Origin of the sequence: Streptomyces sp. NPDC051909 (genome assembly GCF_040681095.1) — a bacterium.
In the GTDB taxonomy this organism is placed as follows: domain Bacteria; phylum Actinomycetota; class Actinomycetes; order Streptomycetales; family Streptomycetaceae; genus Streptomyces.
In genome coordinates this window covers 57628-71201 of sequence record NZ_JBFAYA010000014.1, presented here as the reverse complement: position 1 = coordinate 71201, position 13574 = coordinate 57628, and the positions used below count along the sequence as shown (strand labels likewise).

Genomic DNA, 13574 nt, shown 5'->3' with positions numbered 1-13574 from the left:
AGTCAACTAACTAACTAACTAGCTGACTGGCCAGGCGACTACTGACTCGCTCAGCACCCACTCACTCCAGGGGGAGACATGATCACCGTCACCGGAGCCACCGGAAACGTCGGACGCACGCTGGTGGAACTGCTTGCCGGAGCCGGCGAGGAGGTCGTCGCCGTCTCCCGGCAGGCCGACCCCGCCGCGGCCTTCGCCCCGGCCGCGCCCGGCGTCCGCTGGGCCCGCGCGGACCTCGGCGCGGCCGACAGCATGCGCCCCGTCCTCGAAGGGTCCCGCGCCCTGTTCCTGTTGCTCGGCGGCGAGCTCAACAGTCATGGCGAGCACCCGGGCGCGCTCCTCGACGCGGCGAAGGCGGCCGGCGTCGAGCGGGTCGTCCTCGTCTCCTCGCAGGGCAGCGCGACCCGCCCGGACGCCGTCTCGCACGCCCGGCTGCGCGAGTTCGAGACGGCCGTACGCGAGTCGGGGCGGGAGTTCACCGTCCTGCGCCCCGGCGGCTTCGCCTCCAACGCCTTCGCCTGGGCCGAGTCGGTCCGCACCCGGCGCACCGTCCTCGCCCCGTTCGGGGACGTGGCCCTGCCCGTCGTCGACCCGGCGGACATCGCCGCGGTCGCCGCGGCGGCGCTCACCGGGGACGGCCACGCGGGCCGCACGTACGAACTGACCGGCCCCGAGCCGATCAGCCCGCGCCGCCAGGCGGCGGTCCTCGCCGAGGCGCTGGGGGAGGAGGTCCACTTCATCGAGCTCTCCCGCGAGGACGCCCACGCGCACCTGGCGGGCTTCATGCCCGAGGAGGTCGTCACCGGCACCCTGGACATCCTCGGCGTCCCCCTCCCGGCGGAGCTGCGGATCAGCCCCGACATCGAGACCGTCCTCGGCCGGCCGGCCGCCCCGTTCGCCGCCTGGGTCGCCCGCAACCTCCCCGCGTTCCGCTAGTCCCGCCAGGGCGGCCTCGTCCGCGGCTCAGTCGGAGAGGAGGACGACCTCCAGCCGGCGCGGTCCGTGCACGCCCTCGACCCGGTCCAGCTCGATGTCGCTGGTCGCCGAAGGCCCCGAGATCCAGGTCAGCGGCCGCAGCGGATCGAGGCGCGGCAGCGCCAACGGCACGGACGCCACGACCTGGTCCGGCACCCGTACGACACACACGTGCAGATCGGGTACGAGGGTGAGCGCGCGCCGTCCCTGGGCCGGGCCTCCGTCGAGCACGATCGTCCCCGTCTCGGCGACGGCGACGGCGCAGCCCGTCACCACGGCGTCGGTCACGTCCAGCTGGTGGGGCGTCAGACCGCCGTCGTCCGGGCGGAGTTCGACGTCCTCGGGCAGCCCCGTCAGCCACTCCTCCGGCAGTCCCGGCGGTACGGCGACACTCCGGGCCCCGTGTCCGGCGAGCAGCCGGGCGACGAGCCCCGCCAGGCCGACGGTGTCCGTGCGGTGGACGACGGCCCGGTAGTCCGCCAGGTTCTCGTGCAGCAGGTCGACGAGCGCCGCCGGATCGTCGGGCGCGTGCTGCCGCAGATAGGACCGCTCGGGTTCGGGCGCCTCGGGCGCGCCGGCGACGGCGGCCCTGATCCTGCCCAGGATCCGCTCCCGGGAGCCGGTGCCGGGCGTGGCGTGGACATGGTCGTCGGAGCTCATGTGCGGTTCTTCCTCCACCAGTCGCGGAACGGCTCCACCGGCATCTCGGGCAGGTCGCGGCTCTCCGTCCACGCCCACGCGCCCGGCGGGTTCTTCGGGTGCAGGGCGCGGGTGCGGGAGGCGAGGCGTTCACCGGCGGCAAGGACCTTCGGATGGTCGAGGACCCAGCCGGCCGCCTTCATCGCCGCGCGTTCCAGGCGGTGACCGGGGCCGCCCGCCTCGGCGACCCGCTCGCGCAGATGCACGAGCACCTCGGGGATGTCGATGGCGACCGGGCACACCTCGTAGCAGGCCCCGCAGAGGGTTGAGGCGTACGGCAGCGAGGCGTCGATCTCGCTCGCGGTGCCGCGCAGTTGGGGCGTGAGGATCGCGCCGATCGGCCCCGGGTAGACGGAGCCGTAGGCGTGGCCGCCGGCCCGCTCGTACACCGGGCAGACATTGAGGCAGGCCGAACACCGGATGCAGCGCAGGGCCTGCCGGCCCGTGGCGTCGGCGAGCACGTCGGTGCGGCCCGCGTCGAGCAGCACCAGGTGGAAGGCGCGCGGGCCGTCGCCGTCGGTCGTGCCCGTCCACATCGTGGTGTACGGGTTCATGCGCTCGGCCGTCGAGGAGCGGGGGAGGGTCTGCAGGAACACCTCCAGGTCCCGCCACGAGGGCACGACCTTCTCGATGCCGACGACCGAGATCAGCGTCTCGGGAAGGGTGAGGCACATCCGGCCGTTGCCCTCGGACTCGACGACGACCAGCGTCCCGGTCTCGGCCACCATGAAGTTGGCGCCGGAGATGCCGACCTTGGCCCGCAGGAACTTCTCCCGGAGGTGCAGGCGCGCGGCCTCGGCCAGTTCGGCGGGCGTGTCGGTGAGGTCGTTTGGGGCGGGACGGCCCCAGCCGCTCATCTCGGAGCGGAAGATGTCGCGGATCTCGCCCCGGTTGCGATGGATCGCCGGAACCAGGATGTGCGAGGGCCGGTCGTCGCCCAACTGCACGATCAGCTCGGCGAGATCGGTCTCGTAGGCGCGGATGCCCTCCGCCTCCAGGGCCTCGTTCAGGCCGATCTCCTGGGTGGCCATCGACTTGACCTTGACGACCTCGGTCTCGCCCGTCGCCTTCACCAGGCCGGCGACGATCCGGTTCGCCTCGGCGGCGTCCGCCGCCCAGTGCACGGTGCCGCCCGCCGCCGTGACCGACTCCTCCAACTGCACGAGGTAGCGGTCGAGATGACGGAGCGTCCGGTCCTTGATGCGCTGGCCGGCCTCGCGGAGCTCGGCCCAGTCGGCCAGCTCGGCCACCGCCCGCGCCCGCTTGTCGCGGATGGTGTGGGTGGCGTGGCGCAGATTGCCGCGCAGCGTCTCGTCGCGCACGGCCTCCCGCGCCGCCTCCGGGAACGCCGGGAAGGCCGGCATGCCCAGGAACGTACCGCGCACGCCAGGGGTGCCTTTCATGCCAGGGACTCCTTCTCCGTGCTCGCCAGGATCTCCGCCAGGTGCACCGGCCGCAGCCCCGGCAGCACCCGCATCCGGCTCATCGTGCCACCCAGATGCATCAGACAGGAGTTGTCCGCCCCGCACAGCACCTCGGCTCCGCTCGCCAGCGCGTTGCGCACCTTGTCCGTACCCATCGCGGCCGACACCGCCGGGTTCTTCACGGCGAAGGTGCCACCGAAGCCGCAGCACTCCTCGGCGCCCGGCAGCTCGACAAGCTCCAGGCCCCGCACCTCCCGGAGCAGCCGCAGCGGCCGGTCGCCGAGCCCGAGCATCCGCAGCCCGTGGCACGACGGGTGGTAGGCGACCTTGTGCGGGAAGTACGCGCCGACGTCGGTCACCCCGAGCACCTCGACCAGAAACTCCGTCAGTTCGTAGGTCCGGGGCCCGAGTTCGGCGGCCTCGGGGCCGAACCGCCCGTAGTGCTCGCGGACCATCGCCGCGCACGAACCGGACGGGGTGACGACGTACTCGTACCCCTCGAACGCGCGCACCGTGCGCCGGACCAGGGGACCGGTCGCGGCGCGGTAGCCGGTGTTGAACTGCGGCTGGCCGCAGCAGCTCTGCGCGGCCGGGAAGTCGACGGTGACACCGAGACGTTCGAGCAGCCGGACGGTCGCCACCCCCGTCGCCGGATACAGGGCGTCGTTGACGCACGTGACGAACAGGGCGACGCGCATGTGCGGGCTACCTCCGGTGTGGGGTCCTGGTCAGGGGCGGGGCCAGGGCCGCCCGTCGAGTCGTTCGATGTCCCGGTCGAAGCGTTCCAGAACGGCGGCGAACCCCGCCACCTCCTCGGGCGTCCAGTCGGCGAGCACCCGCTCCAGGCCGCCGATGTCGAAGCTGCGGTCGGCGTCGAGGAGCCGCGCGCCCTCCTCGGTGATGCGGAACTTCCGGGCGATGCCGCCGTCCGGGTCGGGAATCCGCTCGACGACCCCGGACCGCAGTATCGCCGCCGTCTGCCGGTCCGCCCCACGCCCCACAGGCGGCATCGTCGGCGTGCTCGCCGGTCCCGGCGGCCGAGCCGGCCGCCTGATCCCCGTACCGGCACAGCGCAGAAGGCGGGCGGGCCCGGTGTGGGCTAGGAGCGGCGGCGCGGCTTCCCGGAGCGAGAGCTCTTGGGCGCGGCGCCGCCGGCCTTGCGGCGGCCGCCCCCGCCGGGCTGCTGCTTCTGTCCCTGCTTCTGTCCCTGCTTCTGGCCCTGCCGGGGCTGCTGCTTCTGTCCCTGCCCCTTCGGCTTCGCCGTTCGCGCCGCCTTCTCCGCCTTCTCGTCGGGCCTGCGCCCGCGCGAACTGTTCACCGTCCGCCCGCGCACGATCCCGATGAAGTCCTCCACCAGGTCGGTGGTGGCCTCCTCCGGCCAGGACAGGGCCACCTGCGACTGCGGGGTGCCGGTGATCGTCCGGTACGTGAGGTCCTTGCGGTGGTGGAGCCGGGCCAGCGACTGCGGCACGATCAGGAGTCCGATGCCCGCCGCCACGAGTTCGATCGCGTCCGCCGTCGTCGCCGGGCGCTCGAACGCCGGCTCACCCGGCGGCCGCTCCCAGTCCAGGGTGTCGTCCAGCGGGTGCAGCACGATCTCCTCGGCGATGTCCTCGACCGTGACCTCGTCCGCCGCCGCGACCAGATGGTCCTTGGGGCACACGACGACGGTCGTCTCGGTGTAGAGGGGGATCGCGCTGAAGACCGTGCGGTCCACTGGGAGGCGCAGCAGAGCGGCGTCCGCACCGCCCTCCCGCAGCACGCCCTCCGCCTCGGCGGCGGTCACCTGGTTCAGCTCGAGCCGCACGTCGGGCTGCCGCTGGGTCCAGATCCGCACCCACTTCCCGGGCGTCACACCCGGCACGTACGCCAGCCGGAACGACGGCCCGGCGGCGCCGGGCGGCGCGGCTTCGGGCCCGTCGGCCTCGGGCGCGAGGGCCTCGACCGGCTCCGGGGCGCCGTCGGGCTCCTGGGCCGGTGCGGGAACGGGGGCGAGGGATGCGTCCGAGCCTGTCACCAGGCCAGATTACCGGCCGTGGTCGGCGGCCGCGCACCTGCCCGATATTCTTGTCGGCATGACGCAGCACCAGAACGCCCAGACCATGAAGCCCGCCACCGCGGCGAAGAAGCTGGGCGTCTACCTCGACGCCACCCCCGCCGATTTCCGCGAGGGTTCCGTCACCCGCGCCGAGCTGAACGCCCTCCAGACCGACCCGCCGGAGTGGCTGCGCGACCTGCGCCGCGACGGCCCGCACCCCCGCCCCGTCGTGGCGGCCAAGCTGGGCATCTCCATCTCCGGCCTGGCCCGCGGCGGCATCACGGAGGCCCTCACCACCGAGCAGATCGAGGCCCTGAAGGCCGAGAACCCGGAGTGGCTCCAGAAGGAGCGCGCCACCCAGGCCGAGGTCCGCAAGGACAACGTCCGCATCAAGGAGATGCGCGCCGAGAAGGCCGAGCGGGCCGGGAAGGCCGCCCGCGCCGCCGACCGCGACTGACACCGACCCGCCGCGTCCGGTCCCGGGCCGGCGCGAAAACCGGGTGCACCAGCCCGCGCGCCGGTGGTGCAATCGCCGGATGCGCAGGGACACGCAGGCCAGGACGAAGCGGGAGACAGCGGCCGGATCAGGGACCGGGACAGGGACCGGCCCCGGCGCCGGGGCCGCCGCCGGGACGGCCCGGCCGACCACCGTCGACCGCGGCCGGTTCGCCGACGCGGTCACGCCCTGGGAGCGGCCCGGCTGGCGCGCCGACGCGCTCGGCTGGGCGGAGGAACACCTCGCCCGGCACGGGCTGACCGAGACCGGCCCGCGCGAGGCCCGCATCCGCCCCTGGTCCGTCCTGGTCCGCTTCCGCACCGGCCCGGGCGAGCGCGACGCCGTCTGGTTCAAGGCGAGCGCCCCGGCCGCGGGCTTCGAGGCCGCCCTCGGCGGCGCGCTCGCCGCCTGGGTGCCCGAGCACGTGATGATCCCGCTCGCCGTCGACGCCGCACGCGGCTGGGCACTCTGGCCGGACGGCGGCCCGCTGCTGCGCGGCGCCCTCGACCGGGGCGAGGCCGGGCGGGCCGACTGGCTCACGGCGGTCGGCCGGTACGCGCGGATGCAGCGCGCCCTCACCCCGTACGCCGACCGCATGACGGAGCTCGGCGTGCCCGGCGCCCGTACCGCCGACCTGCCGGAGATCTTCGACGGCCTCGTCGAGACCAACCCCACCCTCGCCCCCGACGCCCGCCGCGCCCTGCGCGCCGGGCGGCCGCGGCTGCTCGACTGGTGCGCCGAGCTCGACACCTCCGGCATCCCCGACTCGCTCGACCACGCCGACCTCCACGACGGCCAGGTCCTGACCCCCGCTCCCGGCCGCTTCACCTTCTTCGACTGGGGCGACGCCAACGTCGCCCACCCCTTCGCCAGCCTCCTCGTGCCGGCGAGGGACGTGCGCGAGCGGTACGGCCCCGAGTCCGTCACCGCCGTCCGCGACGCCTATCTGGAGCCCTGGACCGGGCTCGGGATGCCGCTGCCGGAGCTGCGGCGCGCCGCGACCCTCGCCGTCCGGCTGGCCGCGCTCTCGCGCGCCGTGTCCTGGTTCCGGCTCTTTCCCGGCACCCCGGCCGCAGACTGCCACGAGGCGAGCGCCTACTGGGTCGAGGCGCTGTTCGCCGACCCCGACCTGCTCTGACCGCCCGCCGCGCCGTCCCCGCTCGCCCTCTTGACGGCCACGAGGTGCAGCAGCCGGGCGGTGTGCCGGTAGGGCGCGCGGCCGGCGGTCGCGATCTCCAGGCGTTCGAGACGGGCGTAGTAGGCGGGGTCGAACTTGACGGCGTCGTCCGGGATGTAGTCGCAGAACACCCGGATCCCGTACGGGTGCACCTCGGCGCAGCCGAGCTCCCGCAGCGCGCCGTCCAGCTCCTCCTCCGTGTGCAGCCGCAGCTCCGCGTCGAAGAGGTCGGTGTGCACGGTCTCGGCGTCGAGCGCCGCGAGCACACCGTCCGGGTCCATCGTGCGTACGGCCGCGCGCAGCGGCTCGGAGTGCCGGTTCATGGCGATCACCGACACGAGCCCGCCCTCCCGGGCCGCTCCGAGCGCCACCCCGAGGGTGCCGGCGGTGTCGCAGGCGTACGGCAGCACGCCGTGCAGCAGGACGAGATCGAAGCCGCCGCACGCCAGCGTGCCGGGCAGTGCGGTGACATCCGCCGCCACGCACGTGATCCGGTCGCCGAGCCCCGCCCGGACGGCCCGGCGCGCGGCGGTCGCCAGCATGGCGGGCGCGTAGTCGACGAGCGTGACGTGATGGCCGCGCGCGGCCAGCCCCAGCGCGTCCCCACCGTCGCCGCCGCCGAGGTCGAGCACCCGCAGCGCCCCGCCGGCCGGTGCCGCTTCCGGTGCTGCTCCCGCTTCGGGTTCCGCTTCCGGCCGTACGGTGAGGGGCACCGCCGCCGGCAGATGGCGGGCGAGGTTCGCCTCGGCCACGGCGTACCGCAGCCGCCCCCACGGCTCCTCCTGCCACTCCCGCCACGCCTCGGCCCCCGTGTCGAACGCCTCCGCGTCCCCGTCCCGTTCCGTCATCGGTCCCGCTCCCCTCCGGCCGTCTCCGCCGGTCTGCGTGTCCGGAACGGCGGAATCCGGGACTACGTTACGGCGCCGGGACCGGCCCCCTCTCGCCGTTCGGCCGGCGCGGGGTGCCGAGCCGCTCCGGCACGGACTCGCGGAGCGCCAGGGTGAGCGCGGCCACCGCCGGGTGCGGTCCGGCGCCGCTGCGGAAGGCGATCCGGGTCCTGCGGCGTACCGGCAACGAGGTCAGGCACACCCCGGGCGGCGGGTCCGCCGCTCCCAACTGCGGGACCACCGCCATGCCCTGACCGGCCGCCACGAAGGCAAGGACGGTCGCGAACTCGTCCACCTGATGTCGTACCCGGGGCACGAACCCGGCGGCCCGGCACATCTGTTCGGTCACCGCCCGGCACAGCGTGTCGGGCCCCGGCATGATCCACGGCGCGTCCCGCCGGAACGCGAGCACCGCGAGCCCCTCGACCCCCTCGGGCGCGGGGGAGGGGGACGCCAGATACATGTCCTCCTCGCACAGGGGCACCGCCGCGAGACCGGGCTCCAGCGGCGCGGGCACCAGGTCGTAGTCGTGGACGAGGACCACGTCCAGGTCCCCGGCGCGCAAGGCGTGCGCCGCGCCCGCCGGATCGGTCTCCGAGACCATCGGTTCCAGGGCCGGGTGGCGGGCCGCCAGGCGGGCGAGCGCCGCCGGCACGATCGACCGGGACGCGGTCGGGAAGGCTCCGATCCGCAGCGGGCCCGCCGGACCGTGCCGGGCCTCGGCCAGTTCCGCCGCCGCCCGCTCCAGGCGTTCGAGCACCGCCTCGGCGTGCCGTACGAGGTTCTCGCCGGCGGGCGTGAGCCGTACCCCGCGCCCGGAGCGTTCGAGCAACGGCACCCCGGCCTCCCGCTCCAGGGTCGCGAGCTGCTGGGACACCGCCGAGGGAGTGAAGGACAGGGCCTCCGCCACGGCGGCGATGGTGCCGCGCAGGGCCAGTTCGCGCAGCAGGCGCAGACGTCGTACATCGAGCATCAGCTCAGCTTACGGTTCCCATCGGAAAAGCGAACTGGACCTGAGGGTTCGGCGCCCGTCACCCTCGAAGGCATGGCTGAAGACATGGCAGAAGACACGGCACAGGACTTCACTCCGCACGGCATCCACGTCCCCCTCATCACTCCCTTCGGCGCCGACGGGCGCCCCGACCTCGACGCGCTCGACGCCCTCGCGCACTCCGTCCTCGACGGCGGGGCCGCCGGGATCGTCGCGCTCGGCACCACCGGCGAGGTCGGTGCCCTCGACCCCGCGGAACGCGCCGCCGTCATCGACACCTGCGCGCGGGTCTGCCGCCGGCGCGGCGCCCCGCTGATCGTCGGAGCGGGCAGCGGCGCCACCGCGGCGGCCGCGCGGGAACTCGCCGGACTGGGCGGCCGGCCCGAGATCGCCGCCGCCCTCGTCACCGTCCCCGCCTTCGTACGCCCCTCGCCCGACGGCGTGCTCGCCCACTTCGAACGGCTCGCCGCCGAAAGCCCCGTACCGCTGATCGTCTACCACATCCCGTACCGCACCGGCCGGTCCCTCGACGCCACCACCCTCCGTGCCCTCGGCGCGCTCCCCGGCGTCATCGGCGTCAAGTACGCCGTCGGCGGCATCGACCAGGACACCGTCGCCCTCCTGGGCGACCTCCCCGACGACTTCGCCGTCCTCGCGGGCGACGACACCTTCGTCTCTCCGCTGCTCGCCCTCGGCGCCACCGGCGGCATTCTCGCCTCCGCCCATCTGGCCACCGACCGCTTCGCGGCCCTCGCCGACGCCTGGCGCACCGGCGACATCCCCCGCGCCCGCACCCTCGGCCACCGCCTCGCCCGTCTCTCCAGTCACCTGTTCGCCGAGCCCAACCCCGCCGTCGTGAAGGCCGTCCTCCACGACCAGGGCCGCATCCCCACCCCCGACGTACGCCTTCCGCTGCTCCCCGCCTCGGAGGCGTCGGTGAAGGCGGTGACGGCGGCCCTGGCCGAACTCGCCGAACTCGCCGAACCGGTGTGACGGGCGGGCCGGGCACTCGGGGTCCGCGAAGCGGAACCATGGCATGTACACCGCGCGTCCCCGTGGATGCGCCGGGGGCGCCCGGGGGAAGCGTGACGGATCGCCGTGACGGCCCCTCCCCGTGGGCCGTTCCGGCGCCCCGTCCCCACGAGGCCCGTCACCCACGCCTCGGCACCACCCCGAACCAGGAGGAGCCTCCATGGCCATGCCCAGCCCGACCCCGCCGCCACCGGCCCGGAGGCAGGGCGGCTGTCTGCCCGCGCTGCTGATCCTCGCCGTGATCCTCGGCCTCGCCTACGGCGCCTCCAAGGTCTTCGACGACCAGGGCTCGTCCTCGTCCTCGTCCTCTTCCTCCTCGGCGGGCGGCTCCGGGGACAAGGAAGCCTCCTGGAACGTCGGCGACTGCGGCGGCCCCGACCCCGACGACCGGCCCGACGGCTACCGCGCCGTGGACTGCGGCGACTCCGGCGCCACCTTCAAGGCGCTCGCCGTCATGGAGGCGAGCATCCTCCCGGACGCCATCCAGTGCCCGGCCGGTACCGACCTCATCATCCAGGTCAAGATCACCTTCGGCTCCGGCGGCAACAAGGGCGGAGGCCTCCCCAGCAAGACGGTCTGCGGACGCAACCTCTCGGCGAGCCACCCCGGCGACGCGGGCGCCGGCGGCGGCCAGCTCGTGAAGGGCGACTGCATCACGGACACCGCCCAGGAGATCCCCTGTACCTCCGCGGCCGGCAGCGGCTACAAGGTGCTCGACCTCGTGAAGGACGCGAAGTCCTGCCCCTCCGGCACGACCGAGCCCATGCGGCTCACCCTCGCGATCGGGCGCCCGTACGACGTGATCTGCGCCGCCAAGGCCTGACGGCGGCGAAAACGGAGTGAGGAAGAGAGGCACCCCGGCCGGCGTCAGCCGGGTGGCGAGCCCCGAGTCGGACAGAACCGGGCCGCCGGTCGTTCGACTCCGGCGGCGCACCGACCGCTGAGCCGGAACCGCAGAGGTCCCGGCCCCGCCGCGCCGCCCCGTGCCCCGAGTGACCGGACCGAGAAGTCCCTCGTCCACGACTCGTCTCCGGAGCCGTCTCCGTGCCTCTCTTCCTCCATGTCCCGGGCGCTCGCCGTGTTCGCCCAGGGCCGATGGCCTGGGCGCGAGACGTGTTCGGGTCCCTCCAGCGGTACTTCCACGCTGCCGCGGCCGCCGGGCACGCCGTGGTGCTCTGGAACGACTGAGCCGGGCTTCGGCCTCCTTCCCGGTCCTCAGGTCCGGTGCATCGCCGCCCGGCGGTCCGCCGTCGCCAGGGCCGTGTTCACCACCGCCACCGCGCCGAAGGCGATCCCCCAGGCAGGGCGGTCCGAGGCGACGAGCGCGAGCGTGGCCGCGCCGAAGACGAGGGCCTTGACGGCGAGGACGGCCGGGAGGGGGACCGGGACGCGGGCCCTCGGGGCGGCGAAGAGGCCCCACAGGACGGCGGCGGCCGCGGGGGCGGCGACGGCGAGGAGGAGGCGGAGGGCGACGGGATCGGCGCTCGCCCAGCCCCACCACGCGAGGACGGCCAGGGCCGCCGGCTCCAGGAGGAAGGCGAGGCCCTCGTTGAGGACGTGCAGGGGAGTGGGAAGCCGCATGGCGGTCATTCTGCGCCGTGATCGGCCGACCGCCGAAGGGTTTTCCGGAGACCGGTGCACATACCGCAGGAATGCCCCAACAGCCCCCGTACGCCCCTGACATGGCGTTCCGTCAGATCAACAATGGGTAACGGAAAGGGATATGGCGGGCAGAATCCTTCCCTCCGCTCCCGCTGACCTGGGATCTTGCGTCCACCCCACACATCACAGGGCCCGGCCGGCGCCACCCGCGCCACCGGGCCATCGGAGGACGCATTGTTTTCCCACATATCGAGCCGGCTGAGACTCCCGCTCGCGGTCGCCGCCGTCGTCGGCACCACCGTCGCCATCGCCGCTCCGGCGCAGGCCGACGTCCAGCCCCTGGGCGCCCAGGACCGGACCGCGGCCACCACCACCAAGGAATCGGCGAAGACCGAGACCTTCCGGGCGGCCCCTCGGACGGCCGCCGCCCAGACCGCCGCGGCCGCCTGGGCCGCCGGCACCCGCGCGTACCTCGTCATCACGACGCCCGGTGACACCACCGCCGTACGCTCGGCCGTCACCACCAACGGCGGCACCGTCTTCGCCGCCTACGACGCCATCGGCGTCGTCGTCGCCCACTCGACCTCCGCCTCCTTCGCCACCACCCTCCGCGGCGTCGCCGGCGTGCAGCAGGTCGGCGCGACCCGTACCTCCGACGTGCCCGCCGACGCCTACAACCCGGCGCTGCCCGCCAACCCCGCCCAGTCCACGACGACGCTCACCGAGTCGAACCGCTGGGACATGACGCAGATCAAGGCCGACCAGGCCTGGGCCGTCACCACCGGCTCCGCCGCCGTCAAGGTCGGCGTCCTCGACACCGGCGTCGACGACCAGCACCAGGACATCGCGCCCAACTTCGACGCCGCCGACTCCGTCTCCTGCGCCTACGGCAAGGCCGACGCCCGCGCCGGCGCCTGGCGCGACGTCGACACCCACGGCACGCACGTCGCCGGCTCCATCGCGGCCGCGAAGAACGGCAAGGGCGTCATCGGCGTCGCACCCGGCGTCAAGATCGCCTCCGTGCGCATCGCCGAGCCCACCAGCACCCTGTTCTTCGCCGAGAACACCGTCTGCGGCTTCATGTGGGCCGGCGACCACGGCTTCAAGGTCACCAACAACAGCTATTTCACGGACCCGTGGCAGTTCAACTGCCCGGACAACGTGGACCAGGCCGCCATCATCGAGGGCGTCCGCCGCGCCCAGGCCTACGCCGAGTCCAAGGGCTCCCTCCAGGTCGCCGCGGCCGGCAACTCCAACTACGACCTGGCCAACAAGACGACCGACAGCGAGAGCCCCAACGACTCCACCCCGGTCACCCGCACCCTCACCAACGCCTGCATCGACATCCCCACCGAGCTCCCCGGCGTCGTGACCGTCTCCGCGCAGGCCAGCGGCGGCGCCAAGGCCTCGTACTCCAACTTCGGCAACGGCGTCATCGACATCGCCGCCCCCGGCGGCGACGGATCCACCGGCGTCTACTCGACGCTGCCCGGCGGCAAGTACGGCTCGAAGAGCGGTACGTCCATGGCGTCCCCGCACGTCACCGGCGTCGCCGCGCTCATCGCGAGCGCCAACCCGGGCTTCACCCCGGCCGACATCCGCAACGCCCTCGCGACCCAGGCCACCGACAAGGCCTGCCCGTCCGACAGCCGTTGCACCGGCACCGCGACCAAGAACGGCTTCTTCGGCGAGGGCCAGGTCGACGCGCTGAAGGCGGTCGCGGGAACGACCCCGCCGCCCACCGGCCCGTACTTCGAGAACCTCACCGACGTCACCATCGCCGACAACGCCACCGTCGAGAGCCCGATCACGGTCTCCGGCGTCACCGGCAACGCCCCCGCGACCCTCAAGGTCGGTGTCGACATCAAGCACACCTACCGCGGTGACCTGGTGATCTCCCTCGTCGCCCCGGACGGCACCGTCTACCTCCTCGAGGACTTCACCAACAGCGACAGCACGGACAACGTCGCCAAGACCTACACCGTCGACGCCTCCGCCGAGACGGCGAACGGCACCTGGAAGCTGCGCGTCCAGGACATCGCGAGCCAGGACACGGGCCGCATCGACGCCTGGAACCTGACCTTCTAGTCCCCGCGCCACGCGGGACCCGAGACACCGAGCCCCCGGGAGGCCGCTTCCGGGGGCTCGGCACGTGGCCGGTAAGGTCCCCTCCCACATGCGTGATCACAAGGGGTGGGGATGACGAAGGACACATCAGACAGACCGACGAGCACCGGTGCGGGTGCGGGTGCG

Annotated in this window: 13 protein-coding genes and 1 pseudogene; 6 read left to right on the top strand and 8 right to left on the bottom strand. The window is 73.9% G+C overall.

The window, feature by feature from the left end; genetic code table 11:
* The first annotated feature begins 78 nt into the window (after window positions 1–78).
* Window positions 79–936, top strand: coding sequence for an NAD(P)H-binding protein (locus AB0M18_RS22635; protein ID WP_365760729.1), 858 nt, complete (start codon window positions 79–81; stop codon window positions 934–936).
* A gap of 27 nt (window positions 937–963) precedes the next feature.
* On the opposite strand, the gene AB0M18_RS22630 is transcribed toward AB0M18_RS22635, so the two are convergent.
* From AB0M18_RS22630 to AB0M18_RS22610, 5 genes and pseudogenes are all read right to left on the bottom strand, one after another.
* On the bottom strand, window positions 964–1635 hold the full coding sequence (locus AB0M18_RS22630; protein ID WP_365760727.1) for an LUD domain-containing protein: 672 nt from the start codon (window positions 1633–1635) through the stop codon (window positions 964–966).
* Window positions 1632–3059 (bottom strand): lactate utilization protein B, encoded by a 1428-nt coding sequence (locus AB0M18_RS22625; protein WP_365761011.1) that lies wholly within the window; start codon window positions 3057–3059, stop codon window positions 1632–1634. Before AB0M18_RS22625 ends, AB0M18_RS22630 begins: the two co-directional genes overlap by 4 nt.
* Window positions 3060–3073: 14 nt before the next feature.
* Window positions 3074–3796, bottom strand: coding sequence for a (Fe-S)-binding protein (locus tag AB0M18_RS22620; RefSeq protein ID WP_365760725.1), 723 nt, complete (start codon window positions 3794–3796; stop codon window positions 3074–3076).
* Between the two features lie 30 nt (window positions 3797–3826).
* A pseudogene (locus tag AB0M18_RS22615) lies at window positions 3827–4084 on the bottom strand (MarR family transcriptional regulator); the annotation flags it as partial.
* A gap of 113 nt (window positions 4085–4197) precedes the next feature.
* Window positions 4198–4971 carry a LysR family transcriptional regulator substrate-binding protein gene (locus tag AB0M18_RS22610; RefSeq protein WP_365761009.1) on the bottom strand — a complete coding sequence of 258 codons (774 nt, stop codon included), beginning with the start codon at window positions 4969–4971 and terminating at the stop codon, window positions 4198–4200.
* A 202-nt stretch (window positions 4972–5173) separates the two neighbouring features.
* On the opposite strand from AB0M18_RS22610, the gene AB0M18_RS22605 reads away from it, so the two are divergent.
* Window positions 5174–5593, top strand: a complete 420-nt coding sequence (locus AB0M18_RS22605) for a DUF5997 family protein (protein ID WP_365760723.1) — start codon at window positions 5174–5176, stop codon at window positions 5591–5593.
* A gap of 79 nt (window positions 5594–5672) precedes the next feature.
* On the top strand, window positions 5673–6770 hold the full coding sequence (locus tag AB0M18_RS22600) for an aminoglycoside phosphotransferase family protein (protein ID WP_365760721.1): 1098 nt from the start codon (window positions 5673–5675) through the stop codon (window positions 6768–6770).
* Here the strand turns inward: AB0M18_RS22600 and AB0M18_RS22595 are convergent.
* Window positions 6728–7657, bottom strand: coding sequence for a methyltransferase domain-containing protein (locus AB0M18_RS22595; protein ID WP_365760719.1), 930 nt, complete (start codon window positions 7655–7657; stop codon window positions 6728–6730). The two genes, AB0M18_RS22600 and AB0M18_RS22595, sit on opposite strands and share 43 nt — an antisense overlap.
* Before the next feature lie 67 nt (window positions 7658–7724).
* Window positions 7725–8669, bottom strand: a complete 945-nt coding sequence (locus AB0M18_RS22590; protein ID WP_365760717.1) for a LysR family transcriptional regulator — start codon at window positions 8667–8669, stop codon at window positions 7725–7727.
* Between the two features lie 72 nt (window positions 8670–8741).
* Here AB0M18_RS22590 and AB0M18_RS22585 point away from each other — a divergent pair, with 72 nt between their 5' ends.
* Both AB0M18_RS22585 and AB0M18_RS22580 read left to right on the top strand, forming a co-directional pair.
* Window positions 8742–9680 (top strand): dihydrodipicolinate synthase family protein, encoded by a 939-nt coding sequence (locus AB0M18_RS22585; RefSeq protein WP_365760715.1) that lies wholly within the window; start codon window positions 8742–8744, stop codon window positions 9678–9680.
* Between the two features lie 199 nt (window positions 9681–9879).
* Window positions 9880–10542, top strand: a complete 663-nt coding sequence (locus AB0M18_RS22580) for a hypothetical protein (protein ID WP_365760713.1) — start codon at window positions 9880–9882, stop codon at window positions 10540–10542.
* A gap of 392 nt (window positions 10543–10934) precedes the next feature.
* On the opposite strand, the gene AB0M18_RS22575 is transcribed toward AB0M18_RS22580, so the two are convergent.
* Window positions 10935–11300, bottom strand: coding sequence for a YrdB family protein (locus AB0M18_RS22575; protein ID WP_365760711.1), 366 nt, complete (start codon window positions 11298–11300; stop codon window positions 10935–10937).
* Between the two features lie 255 nt (window positions 11301–11555).
* On the opposite strand from AB0M18_RS22575, the gene AB0M18_RS22570 reads away from it, so the two are divergent.
* The gene (locus tag AB0M18_RS22570) at window positions 11556–13409 is read left to right on the top strand and encodes a S8 family serine peptidase (RefSeq protein ID WP_365760709.1); all 1854 of its coding nucleotides are present in this window, start codon (window positions 11556–11558) and stop codon (window positions 13407–13409) included.
* Window positions 13410–13574 lie beyond the last annotated feature (165 nt).